The organism is Edwardsiella tarda ATCC 15947 = NBRC 105688, assembly GCF_003113495.2.
GTDB lineage: Bacteria > Pseudomonadota > Gammaproteobacteria > Enterobacterales > Enterobacteriaceae > Edwardsiella > Edwardsiella tarda.
The window spans coordinates 558,625-583,665 of record NZ_CP084506.1 but is presented as its reverse complement, the minus strand read 5'-3'; the positions used below and the strand labels follow the sequence as shown (position 1 = coordinate 583,665).

Annotated in this window: 20 protein-coding genes; 4 read left to right on the top strand and 16 right to left on the bottom strand. The window is 58.3% G+C overall.

All coding sequences use genetic code 11. The annotated features are described in order from the left end of the window. The first annotated feature begins 524 nt into the window (after positions 1–524). Positions 525–1,520 (top strand): YadA-like family protein, encoded by a 996-nt coding sequence (locus DCL27_RS02700; protein ID WP_035596579.1) that lies wholly within the window; start codon positions 525–527, stop codon positions 1,518–1,520. Positions 1,521–1,585: 65 nt separating this feature from the next. On the opposite strand, the gene lysS is transcribed toward DCL27_RS02700, so the two are convergent. From lysS to xerD, 5 genes are all read right to left on the bottom strand, one after another. Then, positions 1,586–3,103 carry a lysine--tRNA ligase gene (gene lysS, locus DCL27_RS02695; protein ID WP_035596576.1) on the bottom strand — a complete coding sequence of 506 codons (1,518 nt, stop codon included), beginning with the start codon at positions 3,101–3,103 and terminating at the stop codon, positions 1,586–1,588. 9 nt (positions 3,104–3,112) lie between these two features. Beyond that, positions 3,113–4,211, bottom strand: a protein-coding gene (prfB, locus tag DCL27_RS02690) for a peptide chain release factor 2 (RefSeq protein WP_097364358.1) whose coding sequence is annotated in 2 segments (ribosomal slippage) — positions 3,113–4,135 and positions 4,137–4,211 — 1,098 coding nt in all. Because the reading frame shifts where the segments join, the coding sequence is not laid out codon by codon here. A 338-nt stretch (positions 4,212–4,549) separates the two neighbouring features. Continuing rightward, positions 4,550–6,283: a single-stranded-DNA-specific exonuclease RecJ gene (gene recJ / locus DCL27_RS02685; RefSeq protein WP_005296366.1), complete on the bottom strand. Its 1,734-nt coding sequence runs from the start codon at positions 6,281–6,283 to the stop codon at positions 4,550–4,552. 4 nt (positions 6,284–6,287) lie between these two features. After that, positions 6,288–7,004, bottom strand: a complete 717-nt coding sequence (gene dsbC / locus DCL27_RS02680; RefSeq protein ID WP_005282080.1) for a bifunctional protein-disulfide isomerase/oxidoreductase DsbC — start codon at positions 7,002–7,004, stop codon at positions 6,288–6,290. 27 nt (positions 7,005–7,031) lie between these two features. Continuing rightward, positions 7,032–7,931 (bottom strand): site-specific tyrosine recombinase XerD, encoded by a 900-nt coding sequence (gene xerD / locus DCL27_RS02675; RefSeq protein WP_005282082.1) that lies wholly within the window; start codon positions 7,929–7,931, stop codon positions 7,032–7,034. Between the two features lie 137 nt (positions 7,932–8,068). Between xerD and fldB the strand changes: the two genes are divergently transcribed. Beyond that, positions 8,069–8,587, top strand: coding sequence for a flavodoxin FldB (gene fldB / locus DCL27_RS02670; RefSeq protein WP_005282086.1), 519 nt, complete (start codon positions 8,069–8,071; stop codon positions 8,585–8,587). Positions 8,588–8,670: 83 nt separating this feature from the next. Here fldB and DCL27_RS02665 read toward each other — a convergent pair whose 3' ends face one another. Together DCL27_RS02665 and sdhE are read right to left on the bottom strand one after the other, a co-directional pair. Then, positions 8,671–9,093, bottom strand: coding sequence for a protein YgfX (locus tag DCL27_RS02665; protein WP_005296363.1), 423 nt, complete (start codon positions 9,091–9,093; stop codon positions 8,671–8,673). Further along, positions 9,074–9,340, bottom strand: coding sequence for an FAD assembly factor SdhE (gene sdhE / locus DCL27_RS02660; protein ID WP_005296359.1), 267 nt, complete (start codon positions 9,338–9,340; stop codon positions 9,074–9,076). Before sdhE ends, DCL27_RS02665 begins: the two co-directional genes overlap by 20 nt. Positions 9,341–9,910: 570 nt before the next feature. Here sdhE and ygfZ point away from each other — a divergent pair. After that, positions 9,911–10,906 carry a tRNA-modifying protein YgfZ gene (gene ygfZ, locus DCL27_RS02655; RefSeq protein WP_005296356.1) on the top strand — a complete coding sequence of 332 codons (996 nt, stop codon included), beginning with the start codon at positions 9,911–9,913 and terminating at the stop codon, positions 10,904–10,906. 52 nt (positions 10,907–10,958) lie between these two features. Here the strand turns inward: ygfZ and DCL27_RS02650 are convergent, their stop codons facing one another. Together DCL27_RS02650 and DCL27_RS02645 are read right to left on the bottom strand one after the other, a co-directional pair. Then, positions 10,959–11,783, bottom strand: a complete 825-nt coding sequence (locus DCL27_RS02650) for a shikimate 5-dehydrogenase (protein ID WP_005282094.1) — start codon at positions 11,781–11,783, stop codon at positions 10,959–10,961. Positions 11,784–11,993: 210 nt separating this feature from the next. Beyond that, complete coding sequence (locus tag DCL27_RS02645; RefSeq protein WP_005282096.1) at positions 11,994–12,869, bottom strand: nucleoside-specific channel-forming protein Tsx; 876 nt, start codon at positions 12,867–12,869, stop codon at positions 11,994–11,996. A 575-nt stretch (positions 12,870–13,444) separates the two neighbouring features. Here DCL27_RS02645 and trhA point away from each other — a divergent pair. After that, positions 13,445–14,095 (top strand): PAQR family membrane homeostasis protein TrhA, encoded by a 651-nt coding sequence (gene trhA, locus DCL27_RS02640; protein ID WP_035596573.1) that lies wholly within the window; start codon positions 13,445–13,447, stop codon positions 14,093–14,095. Between the two features lie 80 nt (positions 14,096–14,175). On the opposite strand, the gene DCL27_RS02635 is transcribed toward trhA, so the two are convergent. From DCL27_RS02635 to pepP, 7 genes are all read right to left on the bottom strand, one after another. Next, positions 14,176–15,588, bottom strand: a complete 1,413-nt coding sequence (locus tag DCL27_RS02635) for an alanine/glycine:cation symporter family protein (protein WP_005296352.1) — start codon at positions 15,586–15,588, stop codon at positions 14,176–14,178. Between the two features lie 538 nt (positions 15,589–16,126). After that, on the bottom strand, positions 16,127–19,009 hold the full coding sequence (gene gcvP, locus DCL27_RS02630; protein ID WP_035596570.1) for an aminomethyl-transferring glycine dehydrogenase: 2,883 nt from the start codon (positions 19,007–19,009) through the stop codon (positions 16,127–16,129). 91 nt (positions 19,010–19,100) lie between these two features. Beyond that, positions 19,101–19,487, bottom strand: coding sequence for a glycine cleavage system protein GcvH (gene gcvH / locus DCL27_RS02625; protein WP_035596567.1), 387 nt, complete (start codon positions 19,485–19,487; stop codon positions 19,101–19,103). A 68-nt stretch (positions 19,488–19,555) separates the two neighbouring features. Then, positions 19,556–20,650 carry a glycine cleavage system aminomethyltransferase GcvT gene (gcvT, locus tag DCL27_RS02620; protein ID WP_005296344.1) on the bottom strand — a complete coding sequence of 365 codons (1,095 nt, stop codon included), beginning with the start codon at positions 20,648–20,650 and terminating at the stop codon, positions 19,556–19,558. 381 nt (positions 20,651–21,031) lie between these two features. Then, positions 21,032–22,246 (bottom strand): FAD-dependent 2-octaprenylphenol hydroxylase, encoded by a 1,215-nt coding sequence (gene ubiI, locus DCL27_RS02615; RefSeq protein WP_035596564.1) that lies wholly within the window; start codon positions 22,244–22,246, stop codon positions 21,032–21,034. 28 nt (positions 22,247–22,274) lie between these two features. After that, positions 22,275–23,453, bottom strand: a complete 1,179-nt coding sequence (gene ubiH / locus DCL27_RS02610; protein ID WP_035596561.1) for a 2-octaprenyl-6-methoxyphenyl hydroxylase — start codon at positions 23,451–23,453, stop codon at positions 22,275–22,277. Beyond that, positions 23,450–24,772: a Xaa-Pro aminopeptidase gene (pepP, locus tag DCL27_RS02605; protein WP_005296340.1), complete on the bottom strand. Its 1,323-nt coding sequence runs from the start codon at positions 24,770–24,772 to the stop codon at positions 23,450–23,452. The genes ubiH and pepP overlap by 4 nt, the downstream gene beginning before the upstream one ends. Positions 24,773–25,041: the final 269 nt, after the last annotated feature.

Sequence of the window (25,041 nt, the reverse complement as noted above, 5' to 3'; positions counted from 1 at the left end):
TAGCCCCCCTACGCCCTCTCCGGCAATAAGAGCCCGTGCAATATGCACACTCCCCCCGACAGGTCCCGTTACCCCTATCTCGTTTAGCTCGTACGCTAAGAATTAATCACAGAAATAACAAACCACGCGATATAGCCATTAATTGTTTCGCGGTAATAAGGGGTAATAGAAAAATGACATCAGTAGACAATAACGAAAAATATCCCATTCAATTTGCAAAAGAATACGGACGACTATCGACACAACACCATAATATATAAAGACATTATGTTGTGTTCTGTATCAGCTCACCTCGATATATCGGGTAAACATAACTCATCGCATCGGCGCGGAGTCATGCTGCCCCCTGTCGCACACACCCTATTCGGCGTCCGGCAGGAGGAGCCCACGCGGATCATCCGATAAACCTGGACTCGGGCCTCTCGCCGCCGACAGCGGGCTGTCATCACCGCCGTCCAACGCTGTCCGCCACTCAGAACATGACCGTGTATGGTTCTTCACTCAATGGAACAGAGGATTACATCATGTCCCTAGCTCGTATCCGGATTGCCTCGTTATCATGTTTCTGTAGTGTCATACCCTTAGCCATCGCCTCCGCCGCCCCACTCCCCACAGTCGCTCTCTCTGCGATCAATACACGCAGCGAGCTCAACCTCCACTTAGGGAACAACAGCGGTTGCGGCCAAGGCGACTACAATACGGCGTTAGGCAGTAGTAGCCGTACCCACGGTAGCGCGGCCAGCGCCATCGGCGCCGATGCCGATGCCGACGGCACCAACAGTGTCGCCATCGGTAGCGCCAGTCGCAGCCAACAATCCGGGCTGGCGATCGGGGCTGCCAGTCATGCCGCCTTACACGCCTCCGCTCTCGGTGCCGGCGCCCACGCCAGCGCCGATAACAGCATCGCTGTCGGGGACGATGCACAGGCCAACGCCCCCTACGCCACCGCCATCGGTGTCAGCGGACACGCCTCCGCCTATAACAGCCTCGCCCTAGGTAGCGCCAGTCAGGCCGATAACATCAATAGTGTCGCCATCGGGGCCAACAGCCGCACCAATCGTGCGAATAGCGTCTCCATCGGCGCCGCAGGCAATCATCGTCAACTCACCGATCTGAGCGCGGGGACACAAGCCAGCGATGCGGTTAATGTCGCACAGATGAGCAATAGCCATCGCGCGATGATGACCATCGAACACGATGATATTCGCTCGGCCAATACCCGTATCGACCATCTCGGCAAGCTGTTCAGTGGGCAGATAGCCCATCTCCAACAGCAGATGACGCAACAACATAACCAGAGCAACGGTGGGATCGCCTCCGTCGCGGCGATGGCCGATATCCCCTATACCAACCAACAGACCTTTAGCACCGGTCTCGGCGTCGCCAATTACCGTAACGCCAACGCCGTAGCCATCGGCGCTCAGTATCGACTGACACCCCGTACCGATATCCGTCTGGCTTCGGCATGGGATAATCATGATGGTGAGGTGATCGGGGCGGGTATCGCCTATGGTTGGTAAGCGGGTCAAGAAACGATAAAAAAAGCCCCGGCATAGCCGGGGCTGATAAGCGATGAAGATAACGCTTATTTTTGCGGACGCATCGCCGGGAACAGGATGACGTCACGGATGGTGTGGCTGTTGGTGAACAGCATCATCATACGGTCGATACCCACGCCCAGACCGGCGGTCGGCGGCAGACCGTGCTCCAGCGCGGTCACATAGTCTTCGTCGTAGAACATGGCTTCGTCGTCGCCGGCATCTTTGGCTTTCACCTGATCCTGGAAACGTTCGGCCTGATCTTCGGCATCGTTCAACTCGGAGAAACCGTTACCGATCTCACGGCCGCCGATGAAGAATTCGAAACGGTCGGTGATGAACGGGTTCTCGTCATTACGACGCGCCAGCGGGGAGACTTCCGCCGGGTATTCGGTGATGAAGGTCGGCTGGATCAGCTGGCTTTCTGCCGTCTCGTCGAAGATCTCGCACTGGATGCGGCCCAGGCCCCAGCTCTTCTCGATCTTGATGCCCAGAGATTCGGCGATCTTGCACGCCTTCTCCATGTCATCCAGATCGGCAGAGGCGATGTCCGGACGATAGTGGCAGATGGCTTCTTTCATGCTCATCTTGATGAACGGCTTGCTGAAGTCGAAGGTCTGATCACCGTACTGCACCACGCTGCTGCCCAACACATCCTGGCTGATGGTACGGAACAGTTCTTCGGTCAGAACGATCAGGTCTTTATAATCCGCGTAAGCCATATAGAGTTCCATCATGGTGAACTCAGGGTTGTGACGCGGAGAGACGCCTTCGTTACGGAAGTTACGGTTGATTTCGAACACACGCTCGAAGCCACCGACCACCAGACGCTTCAGATACAGTTCCGGCGCGATACGCAGGTACATATCGATGTCCAGCGCATTGTGGTGAGTGATGAACGGACGGGCAGAGGCGCCCCCCGGGATCACCTGCATCATCGGAGTCTCGACTTCCATGAAGCCTTTGTTGACCATGAAGTTACGGATAGCCGCCAGAATCTTGGAGCGAGTACGGAAAGTCTCGCGGGATGATTCGTTAGCGATCAGATCCAGGTAACGTTGACGATAACGGGTTTCCTGGTCAGCCAAGCCGTGGAACTTGTCCGGCAACGGACGCAGCGCCTTGGTCAGCAGACGGATAGAGTGGCAATGAATAGACAGTTCGCCGGTCTGCGTACGGAACAGTTTACCGCGCGCACCGATGATGTCACCCAGATCCCACTTCTTAAACTGCTCGCTATACACGTCATCTTTCAGGTCATCGCGTGCGATGTACAACTGGATACGGCCGCCCATATCTTGCAGCGTAACGAAGGAGGCTTTACCCATGATACGACGAGTCATCATGCGCCCGGCGACGGAAACTTCAATGTCCAGTGCTTCCAGCTCTTCCTTGCTCTTACCATCGTACAGGCTGTGTAGCTTATCGGAAGTGGTATCACGACGGAAGTCGTTAGGGAAAGCGACGCCTTCCTTACGCAGGGCTGCCAGCTTCTCGCGGCGAGCCTGCATTTCGTTGTTTAAGTCCAGAGCCTGTTCGGCGCCTTGTTGCTGTTGTTCAGACATAGTGTTTCCTCATAACCCGGCTTTTAAACTTGCCTCAATAAACCTATCCAGGTCGCCATCTAACACGGCCTGTGTATTACGTGTCTCAACGCTGGTACGTAAATCTTTAATGCGGGAGTCATCCAGCACATAAGAACGGATTTGGCTACCCCAACCGATATCGGACTTGTTCTCTTCCATCTGTTGACGTTCAGCATTTTTCTTTTGCACCTCAAGTTCATAAAGCTTAGCTTTCATCTGCTTCATGGCTTGATCTTTGTTCTTATGCTGTGAACGGTCATTCTGGCATTGCGTCACCAGTCCGGTCGGAATATGGGTAATACGCACGGCGGACTCCGTCTTGTTGACGTGCTGACCACCGGCACCGGAGGCGCGGTAAACATCGATACGCAGATCCGCCGGATTGATATCGATATCGATATCATCATCCACTTCAGGATAAACAAAGGCGGAACTGAACGACGTGTGACGGCGACCGCCGGAGTCGAACGGGCTCTTACGCACCAGGCGATGTACGCCGGTTTCGGTACGCAGCCAACCGTAAGCATAGTCGCCGCTGATTTTGATGGTGGCGGACTTCAAGCCGGCCACTTCACCTTCGGATTCTTCGATAATTTCGGTTTTGAAGCCTTTGGCTTCTGCCCAGCGTAGATACATACGCAGCAGCATGCTGGCCCAGTCCTGGGCTTCGGTGCCCCCGGAACCGGCCTGAATATCCAGGTAACAATCGGCACTATCGTATTCGCCAGAGAACATACGGCGGAACTCCAGTTGCCCCAGTTTTACTTCGAGCTGATCCAATTCGGCGACGGCCTCATCGAAGGTCTCTTCGTCGTCGGCTTCGACGGCCAGCTCCAGCAATCCGGATACATCCTCCAATCCCTGATGCATCTCGTCGATGGTATTGACGATACTCTCCAGGGAGGAACGCTCTTTGCCCAGTGCCTGTGCACGCTCCGGTTCATTCCATACGTCCGGCTGCTCCAGCTCGGCGTTAACTTCTTCTAGGCGCTCTTTCTTGGCATCGTAGTCAAAGATACCCCCTCAGAACATCTGTCCGCGCAGACAGGTCCTGAATACGGTGTTTTACCGGATTAATTTCAAACATATGCTGTTATCTTCTATAAAAAGTACACCGACCGGGAAAAACGATTACCGCCCTACGCCCCGGCCAAGATGGAAAAACGCAAAGCAACGGGATATCCAACCATGTGATAGCGGATGGGTGGCATAATTGCCCGCGTTATCTCTACAGACTATAGCAACTCGTTTAGCGAAATGGCAGACCTTACAGCGAGATCCTGCACTGTTGCTATAAAATCCGGCACTTAACGCAGCAGTTCAACGAATTTACTAATCTGCGCGCCCTCGTTATTAATTATGCTAATAAAGTAGAGGGGTGATAAATATCACCCCTCTACAATACATGATTTTGTGCACTCTGCCTCAACGCGGCCAGAGGTGCTCGATCATTAACTGTACACTGCGATTTCCACGGTACTCATTGACATCGAGACGGTAGGCCAGCTCTACCTCACGCACGCTCGCGTCCGGCCACAACGTGGTATCAACATTAAAGGCGATGCCGTCCAATAACGGCCCGCCCGCCAACGGCTCCAACATCAACTTCAAGTGGCGCTCTCCCACCAGCCGTTGCTGGAGAATGCGGAAACAGCCGTCGAAGGTCGGCTCGGGAAACGCCTGGCCCCAAGGGCCAGCCTCGCGCAACTGCTCGGCGACCGGCAACGTCAACTCGTCTCCCCCTAACGCACCATCCGACCAGACCACTCCCTCCAACTGCGCCGGATCGAGCCACTCGCCGACCAAGGTTGCGAAGTGGCGGCGGAAGTCCTCGAAACGATCCGCCTCAATGGTCAGTCCGGCGGCCATCGCATGACCACCAAACTTCAACATCAATCCGGGATGCAAGGTATCCAGACGCTCTAGGGCATCGCGCATATGCAACCCAGGCAACGAACGCCCGGAGCCTTTCAGCAGGCCATCCCCCGCCGGTGCGAAGGCGATCACCGGACGATAAAAACGCTCCTTGATGCGTGAGGCCACGATACCGACCACCCCTTGATGCCACTCGGGATGGTACAACGCCAAGCCATAGGGTAGCTCGGTCAGCGTACGCTCCAGCGAGGCACAGATCGCCAACGCCTCACTCTGCATCCCTTGCTCAATCTCGCGCCGGGTCTGATTCAGGTTATCTAAGTCGCAGGCCAATGCCCGCGCCTGCGGCATATCCTCACTCAGTAACAGCGCCACCCCGAGCGACATGTCATCCAGTCGCCCCGCCGCATTCAGACGCGGCCCCAGGGCAAACCCCAGATCACCGGCAGTCAGACGGGCGGCATCGCGCTTGGCGACCTCCAGCAGGGCCCGGATCCCCGGGCGGCAACGGCCGACGCGAATGCGGCTCAATCCCTGATGAACCAGGATCCGATTATTACTATCGAGCGCCACCACATCCGCCACCGTCCCCAGCGCCACCAGATCGAGTAGCTCGGCCAGATTGGGCGCCGGACGCCCGAGTCGCTCAAACCAGCCCTGATCGATCAGATGACGCCGTAGCGCCAACATCAGGTAAAAGGCGACCCCGACCCCCGCCAGTGACTTCGAGGGGAAGGCGCAATCGGCGAGGTTAGGATTGACGATGGCCTCTGCCGCCGGCAGTGTCTCACCGGGTAGGTGGTGATCGGTCACCAGCACGCGGATACCGCGCGCATGGGCCGCCTCCACCCCGGCATGGGAGGAGACGCCATTATCGACGGTCATGATCATCTCGGCGCCCATCTCGGCGGCCTGAGCGACCACCTCCGGGCTGAGGCCATAACCATCTTCGAAACGATTGGGAACCAGATACTGCACGTGGTCGCAGCCCATGGCGCGCAATGCCAGTACCGAGAGCGCGGTACTGGTTGCCCCATCCGCGTCGAAATCGCCGACGATCACCAGGTGCAGACGCTGCTCCAGCACCTCCTGCAACAGCGCGACCGCTGCTTCGATACCGCTCAGCGACGCATAGGGGAGTAACCCCTTGACGCCACGCTCCAGCTCAGTAGCACTGCGCACCCCGCGGTTCGCGTACAGACGACGCAGCAGCGGCGGCAACGCATCCGGCAATTGGCTCTCTGCCACCGCCTCACGCCGGCATAACCGTGTCTTGATCGCCAATGCCTTAACCTTTCTTCTGACTCATCTGCGCCTGGGCATCCAGCATCGCCAGCATCTCTTTCGGCCCCTGATAACCCGGGATCACCATCCCATTGCTCAGGACGATCGCCGGCGTCCCCTGAATGCCGAACTGTACGCCTAACTCATAGTGAGACTTAATATTGATGTCACAGGTGGCCGGCGAGATCGCCTCCCCTTTTACCGCCTCGTCGAAGGCCTTACGTCGATCGGCCATACACCAGATGGATTGCATATCCTTCTCCGCTTTCGAGTCCAATCCCTGACGCGGGAAGGCCAGATAGCGTACGGTGATCCCCAGATCGTTATACTCCTTAATCTGCGAGTGCAACTTATGGCAATAGCCGCAGGTGATGTCGGTAAAGACGGTGATCACATACTTCTGCTTCGGTGCCTTATAGACGATCATCTCGGGCTCCAGCTTATTGAGACGCTGGAGCAGCAGTTGATTGGTCACATTTTCCGGCACCGCGCCGCTGACATCATACATCGGCCCTTGCAGGATATACTTGCCGTCATCCGTCACATACAGCACGCCACCCTCGGTGAAGACGGTCTTTAGACCCGCCAGCGGCGAAGACTGGATCTGTGTCTGCTGGATCCCCAGCTTCTTCAACGACTGTTGGATAGTGGCATCATCTGCCCGGGCCAGGCCGCTGACGGATGCCGCCAGTAATGCCAACCAAATCACGCTTTTTTTCATAACCAATTCCTTTGCATTGCCCTCCGCTCAAGCGCGGGGATGATGCTGTTGATGTAGCTGTCTGAGCCGCTCCGTCGCGACATGGGTATAAATCTGGGTGGTAGAAAGATCACTGTGCCCCAAGAGCATCTGTACGACACGTAAATCCGCGCCATGGTTCAACAGATGGGTGGCAAAAGCATGGCGCAATACGTGCGGCGACAGGCGCTGCGTATCGATACCCGCCAACACGGCATAATGCTTGATGCGATGCCAAAAGGTCTGGCGCGTCATCTGGCGCGCACGATTACTGGGAAACAGCGCCGCCACCGTCTGGCCATTCACCAGCCAGGGACGACCATACTCCAGATAGTATTCGATCCAATAGATCGCCTCTTCGCCCAACGGCACCAGGCGCTCCTTGTTTCCCTTGCCGATCACCCGTACCACCCCTTGGCGCAGACTGACATCCTCCTGCCCCAGGCCAACCAGCTCGGAAACGCGTAGACCGGTGGCGTACAGCAACTCCAGCATCGCCTTATCACGTAGCTCTAGCGGATTATCGATCGCCGGTGCCTGTAGCAAGGCGTCTACCTGAGCTTCGGAGAGATCTTTCGGCAGCCGCTGCGGCAGCTTCGGCGCCGCCAGCTGTGCGCTTGGATCGTCAGTTCGCAACGTCTCACGATAGAGATACTGGTAGCAGCGGCGCAGCGCGCTCAGCAGACGCGCAGAGCTGGATGCCTTGTAGCCACCATCGACGCGTTGGGCGAAGAAATTCTGCAGGTCGCCGGGCGACGCCGTCAGCAATGAGAGGTCATGATAGGCCAGCCACTCGGCGAGGGTACGCAGATCCTGGCGGTAAGAGGCCAAGGTATTTTCGGCCAGATTCTTCTCTAGCCATAACGCATCCAAAAATTGTTCGATCAGCGCCTGATCCTGCTCGTGCACTCCGACTCCTCAATCCCCATGATAACCTTGCGCAGCGCGTGCGGCGCGTCGTTGTCGGCCAGCCTACATGATGCCGGCAGTGGATTCAAATCTGTTACACTGACGTTATCCGCTTTGGCAACCATGGCAAATGCACAATGAAAATCGGTCTTTTTTACGGCTCCAGCACCTGCTACACCGAGATGGCAGCAGAGAAAATTCGCGATATCCTCGGCGCCGATCTGGTCACCCTACATAACATCAAAGAGACGCCGATCACGGCGATGACCCAGTACGACATGCTGATCCTCGGCATTCCTACTTGGGACTTCGGCGAATTACAGGAAGATTGGCAGGCGGTATGGGACACCCTGCCGACCCTACCGCTACAGGGCAAGATCGTGGCGTTGTATGGGTTGGGCGATCAGTTAGGCTATGGTGAATGGTTCCAGGATGCACTCGGATTGTTGCACGACCAACTGCTGCCCTTAGGGGTCAACATGGTCGGCTATTGGCCGACGGCGGGCTACGAGTTTAGCGCCTCACGCGCCACCCTGGATGAGGGGCGCCTCTTCGCGGGCCTCGCCTTGGATGAGGCCAACCAGTATGACCTCAGCGATGCACGCCTGCAGCAATGGTGCCAACAGATCATGCTGGAGGCGGCGGAACTACTCTAACCCCCGCCCCCCTCATACCCGAGGCGCTCCCCCCGCTGGAAGAAACACGAGAAGAACGATGGGCCCCTTGACGATACCGACGCTCAGTCGTTGGTCTCGGGAGCGTTCAGTAACAGGGCCCGTAACTCACTCCACTCCTCCTGGCTCATACTGTCTGCCGCCAACCACAGGCGGCGTCGACGTGCCGGCCCGGCGCTGCTTTGTAGCAATAACAATACGCCCATATCGCTGATCCACGGCCGGCGGGCAAGCCGCCACTCACGCTGTTGCCAACGCCACTCTCCCGTAGCGCTGTATTGCAACTCCCCGCGATTACGCGCGATACGGCGCTGGCTACGGATACACTCGAAGATCACCACCACCAATAGCAGCAACCAGAAAGCGCTGACGCCATAACTCTCAGGCCAGGGGGCCAGGAGGATCGTCAACACCAGCGCACCATATCCCAACAACGCGATCACCTGGGTGCGCCAGGAGACATGGACATTACAGCACCATGGGGCCACGTGCTTTATTTCGCGTCTGAATCAGGGTAATCATCCGTGCCAGATCGGCATCCTCCGGCACGCCTTGGTTCATCAGCCACTTGAACAGCTCGGGATCATCACAGTTCAGCAGGCGGACAAACGTCTGCTTATCGGCGTCACTCATCGCATCATACTCATGCTCGAAGAAGGGCATAATGGCGATGTCCAGCTCACGCATTCCGCGGCGGCATGCCCAGTGAACCCGTGCTTTATTATTGATATCCATGACTCATTCACTCCGGCTTTATATTTAAATTTTTCTACGGCTAACAAAAGACGGGGGACCTCCCCACGTGGCGGCCTGGTTTATGCCCGTCGCTAATCGCTCTCTATTCTAGCGTGAAAAAACACTTCATTGCGGGAATCCCTTCATACTCTGTCATATTTTGCCTTACTTCAGCACGACAAGATTTGTTATCTGTGCGCTTTTATTCTGCAATTGTAATACGTTACGCAATACTATCCTCAAATTACGGCCTATTTCTGACGATGACGCTATTCGGTTAGCATCTCTCATCATTCACGGTGAGCAAACTCAGACGCGACGCGGCCATGACCCCACATAGCGGCCCCGGCTACGGCCATAAGACACGCATCACCTGGCGCGACACCGTACGACTGGCCCACGATAGGGTCCGCCCACTTCACTAACGAGGCTCCGTGGTTACCCGGCGTAGGCACACACGCTCGGGAATGCTTGAACAAGACGTGGCCTGGATGCAATTAACCATTGGCATCGCGAGCCGGCTTTCTTACCATGGACACTACTTCCGATATGACCTTACAGGGAACTATCATGAACCTTAACGCCCAATTCACCTCGCAGCCCGTACTGGCCGCCGCACAACTCCCGCTCACCCTGATGGCTCTGACAGACTGGCAACTGGTCGGCGTCAGTGGCGCGGATGCGCAGAGTTACCTGCAAGGCCAGCTCACCCTTGATGTCCCGGCCCTCACGGCGCAACAACATGCTCTGTGTGCGCACTGCGACGCTAAGGGCAAACTGTGGAGTACGCTACGCCTGTGGCGGCGCGCAGATGGCTTCGCCTACCTGCTGCGTCGCAGCGTAGCTGAAATTCAGTTGCTGGAATTGAAGAAATACGCCGTCTTCTCTAAGGTCACCCTCGCCGATGAGCCGCACGCGATCGTGCTAGGCCTCGCCGGCGCACAGGCACGCGAGGCGCTCGGTGAGTTATTTAGCGAGCTGCCCGATGCGGCTTGCCCATTGCGCCAAGCGGCACATAGTCAACTGCTATTCCTCGCCGAACCTCAGCCGCGCTACCTGTTAATCTGCGACGATGAAGATGAGGCCAAACGCATCATCCAGCAGTTAAGCGGCCGCGCACGGCTCAGCGATGGCGCACAATGGCTGGCTCTGGATATCGAGGCGGGTCTCGCGATCATCGATGAGGCAAGCAGCGACCAGTTCCTGCCACAGGCGATCAATCTCCAAGCCCTCGGCGGGATCTGCTTCAATAAGGGATGCTATAGTGGCCAAGAGATGGTGGCGCGCGCCAAGTTCCGTGGCGCCAATCGGCGCGCCCTGTTCTGGTTGCGTGGTAGTGCCGGGCGCCTGCCACACGCCAGCGAGGATCTCGAACTGCGCTTAGGCGACAGTTGGCGCCGCAGCGGAACCGTATTGGCCGCGCTGCGCCTCGCCGACGGTGAAGTCTATATTCAGGCGGTCTTAAGCAGTGATCTCGCCGCCGACAGCGTATTGCGCGTACGCGACGACGACCTCAGTCAACTGACCATTGCCCCATTACCCTATGGGCTCGACGAAGCCGAGTAACCGGCAATCTCCCGTCGCCCTGATGGGTGACGGGAGCGCCAACGCTCGCGCTTCACGCGCCTCGAGCATAGGCGGCAGCCTGTAAGAACAGGGCATGCTCTGGTCGAATGCCGGTATACAAGACAAACTGCTCCACCGCCTGAATGGCGAAGACTTCGGCGCCGGTGATCACAACCTTCCCGGCTGCACGCGCCGCCTGTACCAAGGGGGTCTCGATCGGCTGTGCCACCACCTCGAAGATCGCGCTGGCGTGGGCAATGCGTTCCGGGCTAAAGGAGAGCACGCCAGCAAACTCGCTGCCCAGCATGCCGATCGGTGTGGCGTTGATCAACAGATCGACCGAGGCCTCGGGAGGCAGCGTCTGACACCAGCTATAACCGTAGAGTTGCGCCAACTGCTGGCCACTTACCGCGTTCTTCGCCACGATATAACCACGGGTAAAACCGGCATCCTTGAGGGCACAGGCGACCGCCTTGGCCATCCCACCACTGCCGTGCAGGGCAAACGTCAGCGTCGGATCGAGCGCATACTGGCGCAGCAGTTGAGCGATAGCGATATAGTCGGTGTTATAGGCCTTGAGCCAACCGTCACTATTGACGATGGTATTCACCGAGCCAATCCCCGCCGCCGAAGCATCCATCTCATCCATTAATGGGATCACCGCCTCCTTAAAGGGCATCGAAATGGCACAACCGCGTACCCCCAATGCACGCACACCGCCGATGGCGGCCACGATATCCTGCGTCGTAAAGGCCTTATACAGGTAGTCGAGATCGAGAGCATCATACAGGTAGTTATGAAAGCGGGTACCGAAGTTACCTGGACGTGCCGCCAATGACATGCACAACTGGGTATCCTTGCTGAGGTGTCGGGTCATGATTGCTCCTTAAAGAGGGAAAATGTGTGCTAGACGACGGCCACCATCATCGCGTAAAACCGGTCGCGAAAAAACGGTTCGATTTTCCACGCCAGTTCCCCCTTTCGGTGGAGACATAAGCAGCGAATCGCCGGCGGATACGACACCTCCGCAGGCAAAAAAAGAAAAGGCCCCGTCGAGACGGGGCCTAGATCACCGGAAATAGAGGAATTAGAAGTTGTAACCCAACACCAGGTAGTAACCCCAACCGGTCGGATGCAGATCTTCACCCAGCGCCGCGCCCTCTTTCCACTGACCACCGTTATGGAAGTAACGCGCCACCACCGAGTAGTGCCAATGGGTGTAGTTCAACGCCAGGATATGGCTGGAGGCGATGGAGTTGTTGGAGCGCAACTGGTTACCGTTAGAACCGACGCCAGACTTGTCGCCCAGACGAGAGCCGAAGTCGAAGTTGGTAAAGCCGATATAGCTCAGGTTACCGCCCCACAGCTCGGTCAACGGCACGAAGTATTTCACCTTCACCCGATAGCCGTCCCAGCTATTCTCGTTGGCCGCACCGTAGTTTTCCCACTGATACTTGCCGTACACGTTCAGTGACAGGCTCATCGGCAGGCCCGTATCGATGTCGGTCCCCAGACCCATATACCAGGTGTTCTGGCGGTTAGCGCTGTTATGCCCCATGTCGAAGACATAGTCGTTCGCGAAGTACCACTCCTTGAACGGTCCAAAACCCAGGTCCAGGCCGGTCAGCTTATCGATGGAGAAACGCGGCTCGATCTCCATGAATAGTGGAGAGCCTTTGTCCCAGATACCCTTATCGACGCTGTTACCGGCCCCGAAGAACTTCGGTACGTCGACATAGCCATAGAAGTCGAGCCAATCCTTCTTGGCGAAGGCTTCATATTCTAGATAGACGTCATTGGTACGGAACGGCCCAAAACGAGTGTGATAACTGCCTACCACGTTGACGCTCTGGTGCCACCAATCAGAAAGATACTCGCCGTTGTTGTCTGCCGCCGTTGCATTCATGCTGGTGGTGGTAAGACAGGATAACAGCGCGCCCGCAGCTAAAATTGTTTTTTTCATATGAGTGCCACATACCTTAAAAAGCTCCCCCGCGCAGAGGGAGACAACGACAACATGTCAACATCGCCACAAATCAGCCATCACTCGCTCTAATGCCTGCTCGCTGGCCACGCGCATTATAGAAATAACCAGATACAGAAACCGTGATCCAGCAATAGTTTTTAAAAAGCGTAATCGATTGCGTTCACGTTTGCGGCGAAATAGTTCGTAGAAATGATACATTAATTGGGACTCTTATCAAATTAATAAATTGGCGATTTTCTGTGCAAAATGTCTAGTTTTTACTTAAAAATCAGCTCAATGAATTCAATAAGATAAAAATATCTGCGCCGGTTATGCTTTTCTCGCGGCGTACACCCCGCTAATGCACACCTTACGCTGTTGTAAAAATAATAATCATGGTGATTATATGTGATTCTAGCCACATCGCGCCGAGGTGAGGATGCCACACATCCTGACTCTTTTTTAGCGTACACGTGTACACTGGAATTGTTCTCAGCTAACCTAGAGGGCGTGAATTTTGGGTCGGTCGCATACAACCTAGGGCCGACTCTCACCCTGTGAGGTTACTAACGATGACAACAGTCAGCGCCCCCCTATCGAGTTACTCCTTGGCGGAAGAGGTGGCGAATAGCATTAGCCACGGCATTGGCTTTATCTTGGGGATCGTCGGCTTGGTGCTCCTGCTGGTGCAAGCCAGCGACAGTGGTGCCGACGCCACCGCGATCACCAGTTATAGCCTGTATGGCGGCAGCATGATCTTGCTGTTTCTCGCCTCGACGCTCTACCACGCCATTCCACATCCGACGGCCAAACGTTGGTTGAAGATCTTCGACCACTGCGCCATTTATCTCCTGATCGCCGGGACCTATACCCCTTTCCTACTGGTCGGCTTAGACTCACCGCTCGCTCGTGGTCTGATGGCGGTGATCTGGTCGCTGGCGCTGGCGGGGATCATCTTTAAACTGGCCTTCGCCCATCGCTTCAAGGTGGTATCACTGATCACCTACCTCACCATGGGCTGGCTATCGCTGATTGTCATCTATCAGCTGGCGCTACGTCTCTCCGGCGGTGGACTCACCCTGCTGGCCTTAGGGGGGATCATCTATACTCTGGGGGTCATCTTCTATGTCTGCAAACGCATCCCCTACAACCATGCCATCTGGCATGGCTTTGTCCTGGGAGGCAGCGCCTGCCACTTCTTCGCTATCTATCTCTATCTCTAACAACGACAACGGCGGCCGGGTTACCCCGTCCGCCGTCTTCTCGCCTCGACATCACACCATCAAGATCACTGCGATGCCGCTTATTCGCCTTCCGTCGCCACCTCACCATGACGACGCGTCGCAATCTCACGCGTCAGACGGATCACCACCGGAGACAACAGTAACAACGCCGCCAGGTTCGGCAACACCATCAGGCCGTTAAACATATCGGCCATGTTCCATACCAGTTCCACATGGAAGAACGACGCGATAAAAATAAAGACGATCACCAACAGCTGATAGACCCGTACCGCTTTCTGCGAGTTAAACAGATAACGTACGTTCGTCTCCGCATAGTAGTACCAACCGATGATGGTCGAGAAGGCGAAGAAGAACAACGAGGCCGAAATAAACAGGCTACCAAAGTGGCCATAGACATAAGAGTAAGCCTGCTGAGTCACCGCGATCCCCTGGCCAGAGAAGACGCCGAGGAAAGAGGCTTGAGTCTGGCCGCCCTGCTGCCACATAGCCATCCCCGAGGTAATGATCACCAACGCCGTCAGGGTGACGATCACGCACACCACGAAGACCCCCATCATGGCGATAAAGCCCTGCTGCTCGGGGTGTTTCACCTTCGCCACCGCGTGAGCATGCGGTGTCGACCCCATCCCGGCCTCGTTAGAGAACAAACCCCGGGCAATACCAAAGCGCATCGCCTGCTGAATGGCGATACCTGCCCCGCCACCGAGTACCGCCTGCGGGTTAAAGGCAGCGACGAAGATCGCCTTAAAGGCCGGCAGGATGTAATGCGCGTTCAAACCCAAGATCAGCAGTGCCCCCACCAGATAAAAGATCGCCATGGTCGGCACGACCTTCTCGGTGAAGGAGGCGATGCTACGCAACCCCCCCATGATCACCCCACCGGTCAACAAGGCCAACACCACCCCGACGATCCAACCGGGAACCCCGAGAGAGCCCTCGAAGGCGGCGGCGATCGAGTTGGATTGCACCATATTACCGATGAAACCCAGGGCGAAGATGATCAGGACGGAGAAGAGCGCCGCCAACCATTTGCATTTCAGTCCCTGCTCGATGTAATAAGCCGGGCCACCGACCACGTGCCCCTGTTTATCGAAAGACTTATATTTCTGCGCCAGGATCGCCTCGGCATAGATGGTCGCCATACCAAGAAATGAGGAGACCCACATCCAGAAGATGGCGCCCGGGCCACCGGCGACGATCGCCGTTGCCGGACCGGCTAAGTTACCCGTCCCCACCTGACCGGCGATCGCCGTGGCGACGGCCTGGAATGAACTCATCCCCTGCTTATCCGCCTTCGCACCGGACAACGACATTCCCCCAAAGAGGGCACGGAAACCGGATCCGAAATGACGGATCTGGATAAAGCCCAGACGCAGGGTGTAATAAATCCCCGTGCCACAGAGTAAAAAGATCAAAAGCTCATCCCACAACAGACTATTGATGCGATTAACCCACTGTGCCAAAAAGTCCATACCTGTCATTACCCGTTTTTATTTTTACCTGTCGGTGTATAGGGCGTTTAACGGGGAATAGCATGCCGCCGTCGCCCGATGAACGGGCGCGGTGATCTCAACCGAATAAACGCAGGAATTGTGCGTCGCCGCCGCAGCGCAGGAAGCCTCTACAGGGAATGGCAACAGCTCACGATGAGAACTCTATCACACTTTATCGGGAGGAATAGCCGAGGAAGTGAGCCAGCGATGCATGAATAAAAGTGATGATAAGTGAAAGTAATAACAGCCAATAAAAATATAACACTATGTTTATAATGAGTTTTATTCAAAAAAGCGGCGAGTACGCCGTTCGGCGGCGAGAGAGAAATGAATTAGAATATTTCATTCGAGAAAATGGTACGTGGACACGCAACCAGGTGAAATCAGATACGTGATGACGCCCTCAAGGCGTATCAGGGGGCGCAACCATAACATTGCCGCGCCCCTCTGGCAAATCGATACACGGTACGTAGCCGATAGGCGGGCAACCGGGTACACTCCCCCGGTCGCCTTACACCTATGCCCAGTCGCTCACCGGTGGACAGGCGCATTGCAGATTACGATCGCCATAGACATCGTCCAAGCGCTTCACCGCCGGCCAGTACTTATTGTCACGGCTTTGGGGCGTCGGGAACACCGCCACGTCGCGACTGTAGGGGTGCGTCCACTCTCCGGCTAGCTCCGTCTGGGTATGCGGGGCGTTGACCAGCGGGTTATCCTGCAACGGCCACTCACCCGTCTCGACCCGAGCAATCTCGCCTCGAATGGCCAGCATCGCCGTGATAAAACGATCCAACTCGCGCTTATCCTCTGATTCCGTCGGCTCCACCATCAAGGTCCCGGCAACCGGAAACGACATGGTTGGTGCATGGAAGCCATAGTCGATCAGGCGCTTGGCGATATCCATCTCGCTGATGCCGCTGCTCGCCTTCAGTGGACGCAGATCCAGAATACATTCATGCGCCACATAACCATCCTGCCCGCTATACAACACCGGGTAGGCGGCGCGCAGACGCTGAGCGATATAGTTGGCGTTAAGGATCGCCACCGCGCTGGCGCGCCGCAGTCCCTCCGCCCCCATCATGCGGATATACATCCAGCTGATGGGCAGAATCGAGGCGCTACCGAACGGGGCGGCGCTGACCGCGCCCTGGCGTGTCGTCATGCCGGGGATATGCACCACCGTATGGCCGGGAACGAAAGGCGCCAGATGGGCCTTAACGCCGATCGGCCCCATCCCCGGACCACCGCCGCCGTGAGGAATGGCGAAGGTCTTATGCAAGTTGAGGTGCGAAACATCGGCGCCGATATAACCTGGCGTAGTGATACCGACCTGAGCATTCATATTGGCACCATCCAGATAGACCTGGCCGCCATACTGATGCACGATCTGGCACACCTCGCGGATGGTCTCCTCATAGACGCCATGCGTCGATGGGTAAGTCACCATGATCGCCGCCAACGTCTCGCCCGCCGCCTCGGCCTGACGCCGCAGATCGTGCAGATCGATGTTGCCGCGCTCGTCACAGGCCACCACGACCACCTCCATCCCGGCCATCTGTGCCGAGGCCGGATTGGTGCCATGGGCCGAAGCCGGGATCAGGCAGCGGGTGCGCTGCCCCTCGCCACGGCTCTCATGATAACGGCGGATAGCCAGCAACCCGGCATACTCCCCTTGCGCGCCAGAGTTGGGCTGCAGGCAGACCGCATCATAACCCGTCAATTGCGTCAGCCAACCGGCCAATTGGTTTAGCAGGATCTGGTAGCCACGCGCCTGCTCCGGCGGGCAGAAGGGATGCAGCTCCGCGAAGGCCGGCCAGGTGATCGGGATCATCTCCGCGGCGGCATTCAGCTTCATGGTGCAGGATCCCAGCGGGATCATCGCCTGATCCAACGCCAGATCGCGCCGCGCCAGACGATGCATATAACGCATCAGCGCGGTTTCGCTGTGGTAACGGTTAAACACCGGGTGTGTCAGGATCGGCTCGCTACGTAACAGTGCGGCGGGAATACTGCCTTCACTCGCCTCCTGCGCCAAGGTATCCAGCGTATCGATGTCCAAGCCATGGTCATCGCCAAGCAGGATGGTAAACAGCGCCTCCAGATCGTCGCGCGTGCTGCACTCATCGAAGGCGATCCCTACCGCCCCCGTCAGATCGGCGCGCAGGTTGATACCAAATCCCTGCGCCCGCGCCAACACCGCCGCTTTATCCGCCACCGTGACCGTCAGGGTATCGAACCAGCTGTGATTACGTAGCGTCACGCCCTTTTGTTGTAGCCCCAACGCCAAGATATCCGCCAAACGATGTACCCGCTCGGCAATACGCCGCAACCCCTGTGGGCCATGGTAGACCGCATACATCCCGGCGATGTTGGCCAGCAGTACCTGGGAGGTACAGAGGTTGGAGTTGGCCTTCTCACGCCGAATGTGTTGCTCGCGCGTCTGCATCGCCATACGCAGTGCCGGATTACCGGCGGCATCACGCGCCACCCCGATGATGCGCCCCGGCATGGCGCGTTTAAACGCCTCGCGGCAGGCGAAGAAGGCGGCATGCGGCCCGCCATAGCCCATCGGTACACCAAAGCGTTGGGCCGAACCGAACACCACGTCGGCCCCCTGCCGCCCCGGCGCCTGCAACAACACTAACGCCAGCGGATCGGCGGCCATGCAACAGATCACTCCGCGCTCATGCAACGCCGCCATCAGCGCGCGGTAATCATGCAGCTGCCCCTCGCTACCGACCTGTTGCAGCAACACACCGAATAGATCGCGATGATCGACGGCGTGACGCGGATCGCCGATGACCACCTCGACGCCACAAGTCTGTGCCCGCGTGCAAACCACATCGATCGTCTGTGGATGCACATCCTGGGCGATGAAGAACACCGAAGCCTGCTTCAGCCGGCTGGCGCGCCGCGCCAGCGCCATCGCCTCGGCGGCGGCCGTCGCCTCATCCAGTAACGAGGCGGAGGCCAGATCGAGGCCGGTAAGATCCAGCGTCATCTGCTGAAAGTTAAGCAACGCCTCCAACCGCCCCTGAGAGACCTCGGGCTGGTAGGGGGTATAGGCGGTGTACCAACTGGGATTCTCCAGCATGTTGCGGAGGATCGCTGGCGGCGTCTTCACCCCGTAGTACCCCATCCCGATAAAGGATTTATAGATCTGATTCTGCTCGGCGATCGCCCGCAGTTCACCCAGCGCCTGCTGTTCATCACAGGGCGCACCGATGGGTGGTGCGGCTGGAAGTTGAATGTCGACGGGAACCAGGCGTGCGATCAACGTCGCCAGATCCGGCGCCCCGGTCTCCGCCAGCATCTGCTGCTGCTCGGCCGGCGTCGGCCCGATATGGCGGGCAATAAACGCCTCACCGTTTTCCAGCGTAGAGAGAGTCTGCGTCATAGCTTATGCATTCCTTGGTTGCGCCGCCGCCCGGCGCCCGGCATATCATAGGCCAGGGCCGCCCAACGAGGGCGGCCCTGGAGTTGGCGCGCTACGCCTCCAGCGCGCGTTGATACTCATCGGCGCTGAGTAAGGCCGCATATTCGGCAGGATCGTCGGCACGGATCTTAAACAACCACCCCGCCTGATAGGGCTCGCTATTCACCAGCTCCGGCGCGTCCACCAGCGCCTCGTTCACCGCCACGATCTCCCCGGCCAGTGGACTATAGATGTCGGATGCCGCCTTAACGGACTCGGCCACGGCGCAATCGGCACCGGTTTCGACGTGTTCCCCCAGCTCGGGGAGATCCACAAACACCATATCCCCCAGCAGGGATTGGGCATGATCGCTGATGCCAACGCAAAAGACCCCCGCCTCCTCGGCACGCACCCACTCATGAGACGCGCTATACTTCAACTCTGTCGGTACATTGCTCATCGCCATCCTCTCCTGGAATTGAGTACTGTCTAGCTTGTTTGTCGACTGAGACGCCCCGGCGCCTCGGGTTAAATCAGACTGCGGCCCTGACGGACAAAGCTCGGCTTCACTAACGTGACCGCCACCTCGCGCCCACGAATATTGACGCGCCCTTCCCCCGCGATGCCCTGTGGTACGCGCGCCAATGCGATGCTGCACCCCAGCGTCGGTGAGAAGGTACCGCTGGTGATCACCCCTTGCACCACTTCGCCTTGCTCCGTGCAGAGACTCACCGTCATCCCGGCACGCAACACCCCCTTCTCCCGCATCAGCAAACCAACCAGTTGCGCATGCGGCTGATGACGCTGACGCATCAAGGCATCACGGCCGATAAAATCGCGCGTCTCAGGCTCCCAGGCGATGGTCCACGCCATATTGGCCGCCAAGGGCGAGACCTGCTCATCCATCTCTTGGCCATACAGGTTCATGCCCGCCTCCAGACGCAGCGTGTCGCGTGCCGCCAAACCACAGGGACGCACGCCGGCCTGCTCCAGACGCCGCCAGAAGGGCACCGCCTCGGCGAGCGGTAAGGCGATCTCATAGCCATCCTCCCCGGTATAGCCGGTGGTGGCGATAAACAGTGAGTCAATCTGGCGGGCGAAGAAGGGCTTCATATCGGCCAATGCCAGACGTTGCTCGGCATCCAACAACTCCGCCACTCGCTGACGCGCATTCGGCCCCTGCACCGCGATCAACGCCAAATCATCACGGACCCGTAACTCGACGCCGAACGGGGGCAGATGCTCGCCGATCCAGGCCAAATCGCGCGCGCGCGTGGCGGAGTTGACCACCAGACGGAAATAATTCTCCGCCAGGAAGTAGACGATCAGATCGTCGATAACCCCCCCGCTCGCATTAAGCATCGCGCTATACAGCGCCTTACCCGGCTGCGTCAGTCGTGCCACATCGTTGGCCAGCAAGTAGCGCAAGAAGGCACGCACATTGGGGCCGTGTAGATCGACGATAGTCATGTGCGACACATCGAACATCCCGGCGTCACGCCGCACGGCATGATGCTCCTCCAACTGGGAACCATAGTTCAACGGCATCAACCAGCCATGAAAGTCCACCATACGTGCGCCATCGGCCACATGTTGCTCATAAAGCACGGTCTGTTTTGTCATTCTCATCCTCGACTGAGTAACGCGGCTTACGCCGCACGCGCAGGCATGCCCCCAGGCATGGCGCCGCCATACGCAAACGATGACATCGCTCCGACGGTAGCACCGAAAAATGGGATTAACCATAAGATAAAATAGGTGTAATGCGTCTAGCGTGCATAGATGCACGCAAACGATGATGCAGAATATTGCGCCGGAAAAATGCGCACAGATGCACACAATTAACATTTATGCTGCATTTTCATTGCCGATAAATAACCTTATCGACTTAAAAAGCAGCATAAAACGGCAAGAGCAAGGTAAGGCGGGGCAAGAAAAATTAATGCGAAAGGAGACATGACATTAGAATATTTCACGCGAGGGCGGCCGATGCCGCCCCGGCGCTTAGCGCGTCTCGTTGTTGTGCGCTTGGAGGAGTGCGGGCAGATCCACCAGCCCCATGGCATGACGCACCAGCTGTGGCTTGATGCCGGGCAAGCGATCGGCCAGCGTCAGTCCCACGTCACGCAGCAGCTTCTTCGCCGGATTGGCTCCGGCAAACAGATCGTGGAACCCCTGCATCGCCGCCAACATCGCCGCCGCGCTCTGCTTGCGTCGCCGCTCATACCGGCGCAGGTAGAGGTGATGACCGATATCCTTACCCTGAGCCTGGAGGCGACGCAACTCACCGGCCAACTCCGCCGCATCCATCAACCCGAGGTTGACCCCCTGCCCGGCCAGTGGATGAATGGTATGCGCCGCATCCCCCATCAAGGCCAGGCGATGGCCTGCAAAACTGCGCGCATAGCGTCCTCGTAACGGGAATACCTGCCGCTCGCTGACACAACGACACAGACCGAGACGATGATCGAAGGCGATCGTCAGCTCACGGGCGAACGTCTCATCGTCAGCCGCCTGCAGGCGCTGCGCCTCGCCAGGCGGCAGCGACCAGACGATAGAGCAGTGGAACTCATCACTCAGCGGCAGGAAGGCCAGGATACCTTGCGGGCGGAAGATCTGCCGCGCGATCCCGGCGTGCGGCTGCGCGCAACGGATGGTCGCCACCAAGGCATGCTGTTGATAATCCCAAAAGGTCAAGGGGACATCGGCCAACTGACGTAGCTGAGAGTGGGCGCCATCGGCGGCGACCAGCAGCCGCGCACTGAGCATGGTCCCCCCCTCCAGGGTCAAGAAGGCCTCATTCTCCCCCCAGGCCACCTGCGCCACACGGGCGGGCGCCAACAGGGTGATCGCCTTATCTTGCTCGGCGCGCTGCCACAATGCCTGTTGCACCACCCGATTCTCGACGATGTGCCCCAGATGAGCATGACCATAGGCCTCGGCGTCGAAGGCGATGCGGCCGAAGCTATCCGCCTCCCACACCTCCATGCCGCGACAGGCACTCGCCCGTTGTGCCAGGATCGCCGGCCATACGCCAAGCTGTTGTAACAGGCGTTCGCTGGCGATATTCAGCGCCGAGACACGCCCGTCTTCCGCCAGCGCTGGCCGAGGGGGCTGCGGCTCGACGAGGGCGATGCGCAGCCCGCTGCCCGAAAGGACGTTGGCCAACGCCAGCCCAACCATGCCGCCACCGACGACAATGAGATCGAATGATTGCATAACTTACTGTCTTCCCAAGCAAAAAGGCTTAGCGTGCGACCTGACCCAACATCCGTCGCACCAGCGGCGTACGCAACGCGGGCAACAGTGCCAAGGTCATCAGGCCCAGATTCCGCCCCACCACCAACGGGGGCAGGCGATTGGCAAATAGGCGCACCAGACTGTCGGTCAAGGCCACCGTCGCCTGACAGTCAGGCCGGCGACGACGCTGATAATCGGCCAAGGTCGCGTAACTGCCGGGATCTTGCCCCGCGCACCAGGCGCGACTCAACGTCTCCGCCAGCGTCATCACATCACGCAGTCCCAGATTAAAGCCCTGACCGGCGATGGGATGCAGCGTCTGCGCCGCATTCCCCACCAACACCAGACGATGGCTGACATGCGCCTGTGCCTGGCGCAAGGCCAACGGATAGCAGTCACGTCGCCCCGTACGCGTAAAACGCCCCAGGCGCCAACCGAACGCCTGTTGCAAGCGCGCCAAAAAGGTCGCCTCGTCCCACTGCGCCGCCTGTGCCGCCTGCTCAGGCGGTAGGCACCACACCAGGGCGCTACGCCCCTCGCTCATCGGCAACAACGCCAACGGCCCGTCGGCGGTAAAGCGTTCGAAGGCGCGACCCGCATGCGCCTCGCTGCTGGCGACGTTGGCGATCAGCGCCGCCTGCGCATAGGACTCGCTCTGCCAACGCATACCGCACAGGGTCGCCAACGCCGAGGCAGAGCCATCGGCCGCCACCAGTAACTGGCCGGAGAGGCTACGCCCATCCGCCAGCCAAGCCGTCACGCCTTCAGCCTGCCGTTCGACCCGAACCACCGTCGCCGGGCAGTGTAGCGTCACGCCCGGCGCCGTCGCCAACAGCCGAAACAGCTGCTCGCCGGCACGATGCAGCTCCACCACCTGCCCCAAAGCGGGCAGATCGTAGGCGGCCGCATCCAGCCACAGCGCGCCGCCGTGACCCCGATCGCTGATCTGCACCTGATTGATGGCCGTGGCATGCGACGCCAAAGCCGGCCAGATGCCGATCCGCGCCAACTGCTGGCAGGTGCCCTGCGCCAACGCGATGGATCGCGCGTCGAAGCCGGGGTGATGCCCGCTCCCCGGCGCAATCGACTCCACCAGCGTGACCGGACAACGCCCCGCACTCAACGCCGACAGCGCGAGGGCCAGCGTCGCGCCCGCCATGCCGCCTCCGGCGATGATGATACTCATGCGGTAACCCGCGCCGCCGCCATCAACGCCTCGATCTCCTCGATCGATTTAACCACGCCCGCCGTTAGGATCTCGCACCCCGTGTCGGTGATCAGAATGTCATCTTCGATACGCACCCCGATGCCACGATAGGCTTGCGGAACGTCGGCGTCCGGCGCGATGTACAATCCCGGCTCACAGGTGAGCACCATCCCCGCTTCGAGCACTCGGTCACGCGCCGGGGTGGCATAGTCGCCGACATCATGCACATCGAGTCCCAGCCAATGCCCCAGGCCATGCATAAAGAAGGCGCGGTATTGCTGTTCGGCGATCAGCGTTTCCACGTCACCCTGCAAGATCCCTAATGCGACCAGCCCCTGCACCATCACACGCACTGTCGCTTCCTGGGCCTGGCGAATACTGCTGCCGGGACGATAATGGGTGATGGCCGCCTCCATCGCATCCAACACCAGCTGGTAAATCTGGCGCTGCGGCTCGCTGAAACGTCCACTGACCGGGAAGGTGCGGGTGATATCCCCGGCATAGTGGCGGTATTCGGCTCCCGCATCGACCAGCACCAGGTTGCCATCGCGCAGCTCACTTTCATTCTCGGTGTAATGCAGGATGCAGCCGTTTTCACCGCTGCCGACGATCGTATTAAACGAGGGAGAGCGGGCACCATGCCGGTTAAACTCGTGCAACAGCTCGCCTTCCAACTGATATTCATACATTCCCGGACGGCACTTCTCCATCGCCCGGGTGTGCCCCATGGCGGTGATCTCGGCGGCACGCCGCATCACGGCGATCTCCTCCGCCGACTTAAACAGACGCATCTCATGCACCCAGGGGCGCCAATCCGTCAGCGTCGCCGGCGCGCGCAGATTCTGGCGAGCACCTCGGCGCAGGGTTTCCAACGCGGCAAACACCTGCTCATCGGCGAAGTCATATACGCCCTGGGCGTGGTACACCACATCCAGGCCATTCAGCAGTAACGGTAACTGTTCCGCCACATCGCCATACGGCAAGGCCCGATCGATATTCAGGCGCGCCGGCGCCGCCTCTTGCCCGAGTCGACGCCCGAACCAGACCTCCGCCGTCACGTCACGCACCCGATTGAATAACACGCTGTGGCTATGGTTTTCGTCGCTCTTGATCAGCACCAACAGCGCTTCCGGCTCATTGAAACCGCACAGATACCAAAAGTCGCTATTTTGACGATAGGGGTATTCATTCTCAGCATTCCGGCAATGAACCGGGGCGGCAAAAAACAGCGCCGCACTGCCCGGCTGCATCTTCGCCAGCAACGCCTGACGGCGACGCTGATACTCTTGCGGGGTCATATCCATCTCCTGAAAATCGGCTAGTAAATGATACGGCTGGCGCGACGCCTACGCGTCGTGCCCCACGACACAAGCCTGTAGCGGTCATTGGATAAAGGAGGCTGTGCGTGCCATGGCGCCTAATCCGTCCGTGCGCGCGTGAACAGTACGCATTGGGTCTAGACTACCACGATAGGAAAAACAAAGGGTAAGGCAAATAGCATCGACAGCCCATGGCGTCGATTCCCTAAGGAAAGGCGGCATCGATCCAGTCAGGCGCCGACAGCGAT

Coding starts and splice junctions, on each gene's coding strand:
- DCL27_RS02700 (WP_035596579.1), top strand. CDS start 525: ATGTCCCTAGCTCGTATCCGGATTGCCTCGTTATCATGTTTCTGTAGT.
- lysS (WP_035596576.1), bottom strand. CDS start 3,103: ATGTCTGAACAACAGCAACAAGGCGCCGAACAGGCTCTGGACTTAAAC.
- dsbC (WP_005282080.1), bottom strand. CDS start 7,004: ATGAAAAAAAGCGTGATTTGGTTGGCATTACTGGCGGCATCCGTCAGC.
- fldB (WP_005282086.1), top strand. CDS start 8,069: ATGAAAATCGGTCTTTTTTACGGCTCCAGCACCTGCTACACCGAGATG.
- sdhE (WP_005296359.1), bottom strand. CDS start 9,340: ATGGATATCAATAATAAAGCACGGGTTCACTGGGCATGCCGCCGCGGA.
- ygfZ (WP_005296356.1), top strand. CDS start 9,911: ATGAACCTTAACGCCCAATTCACCTCGCAGCCCGTACTGGCCGCCGCA.
- DCL27_RS02650 (WP_005282094.1), bottom strand. CDS start 11,783: ATGACCCGACACCTCAGCAAGGATACCCAGTTGTGCATGTCATTGGCG.
- DCL27_RS02645 (WP_005282096.1), bottom strand. CDS start 12,869: ATGAAAAAAACAATTTTAGCTGCGGGCGCGCTGTTATCCTGTCTTACC.
- trhA (WP_035596573.1), top strand. CDS start 13,445: ATGACAACAGTCAGCGCCCCCCTATCGAGTTACTCCTTGGCGGAAGAG.
- DCL27_RS02635 (WP_005296352.1), bottom strand. CDS start 15,588: ATGGACTTTTTGGCACAGTGGGTTAATCGCATCAATAGTCTGTTGTGG.
- gcvP (WP_035596570.1), bottom strand. CDS start 19,009: ATGACGCAGACTCTCTCTACGCTGGAAAACGGTGAGGCGTTTATTGCC.
- gcvH (WP_035596567.1), bottom strand. CDS start 19,487: ATGAGCAATGTACCGACAGAGTTGAAGTATAGCGCGTCTCATGAGTGG.
- gcvT (WP_005296344.1), bottom strand. CDS start 20,650: ATGACAAAACAGACCGTGCTTTATGAGCAACATGTGGCCGATGGCGCA.
- ubiI (WP_035596564.1), bottom strand. CDS start 22,246: ATGCAATCATTCGATCTCATTGTCGTCGGTGGCGGCATGGTTGGGCTG.
- ubiH (WP_035596561.1), bottom strand. CDS start 23,453: ATGAGTATCATCATCGCCGGAGGCGGCATGGCGGGCGCGACGCTGGCC.
- pepP (WP_005296340.1), bottom strand. CDS start 24,772: ATGACCCCGCAAGAGTATCAGCGTCGCCGTCAGGCGTTGCTGGCGAAG.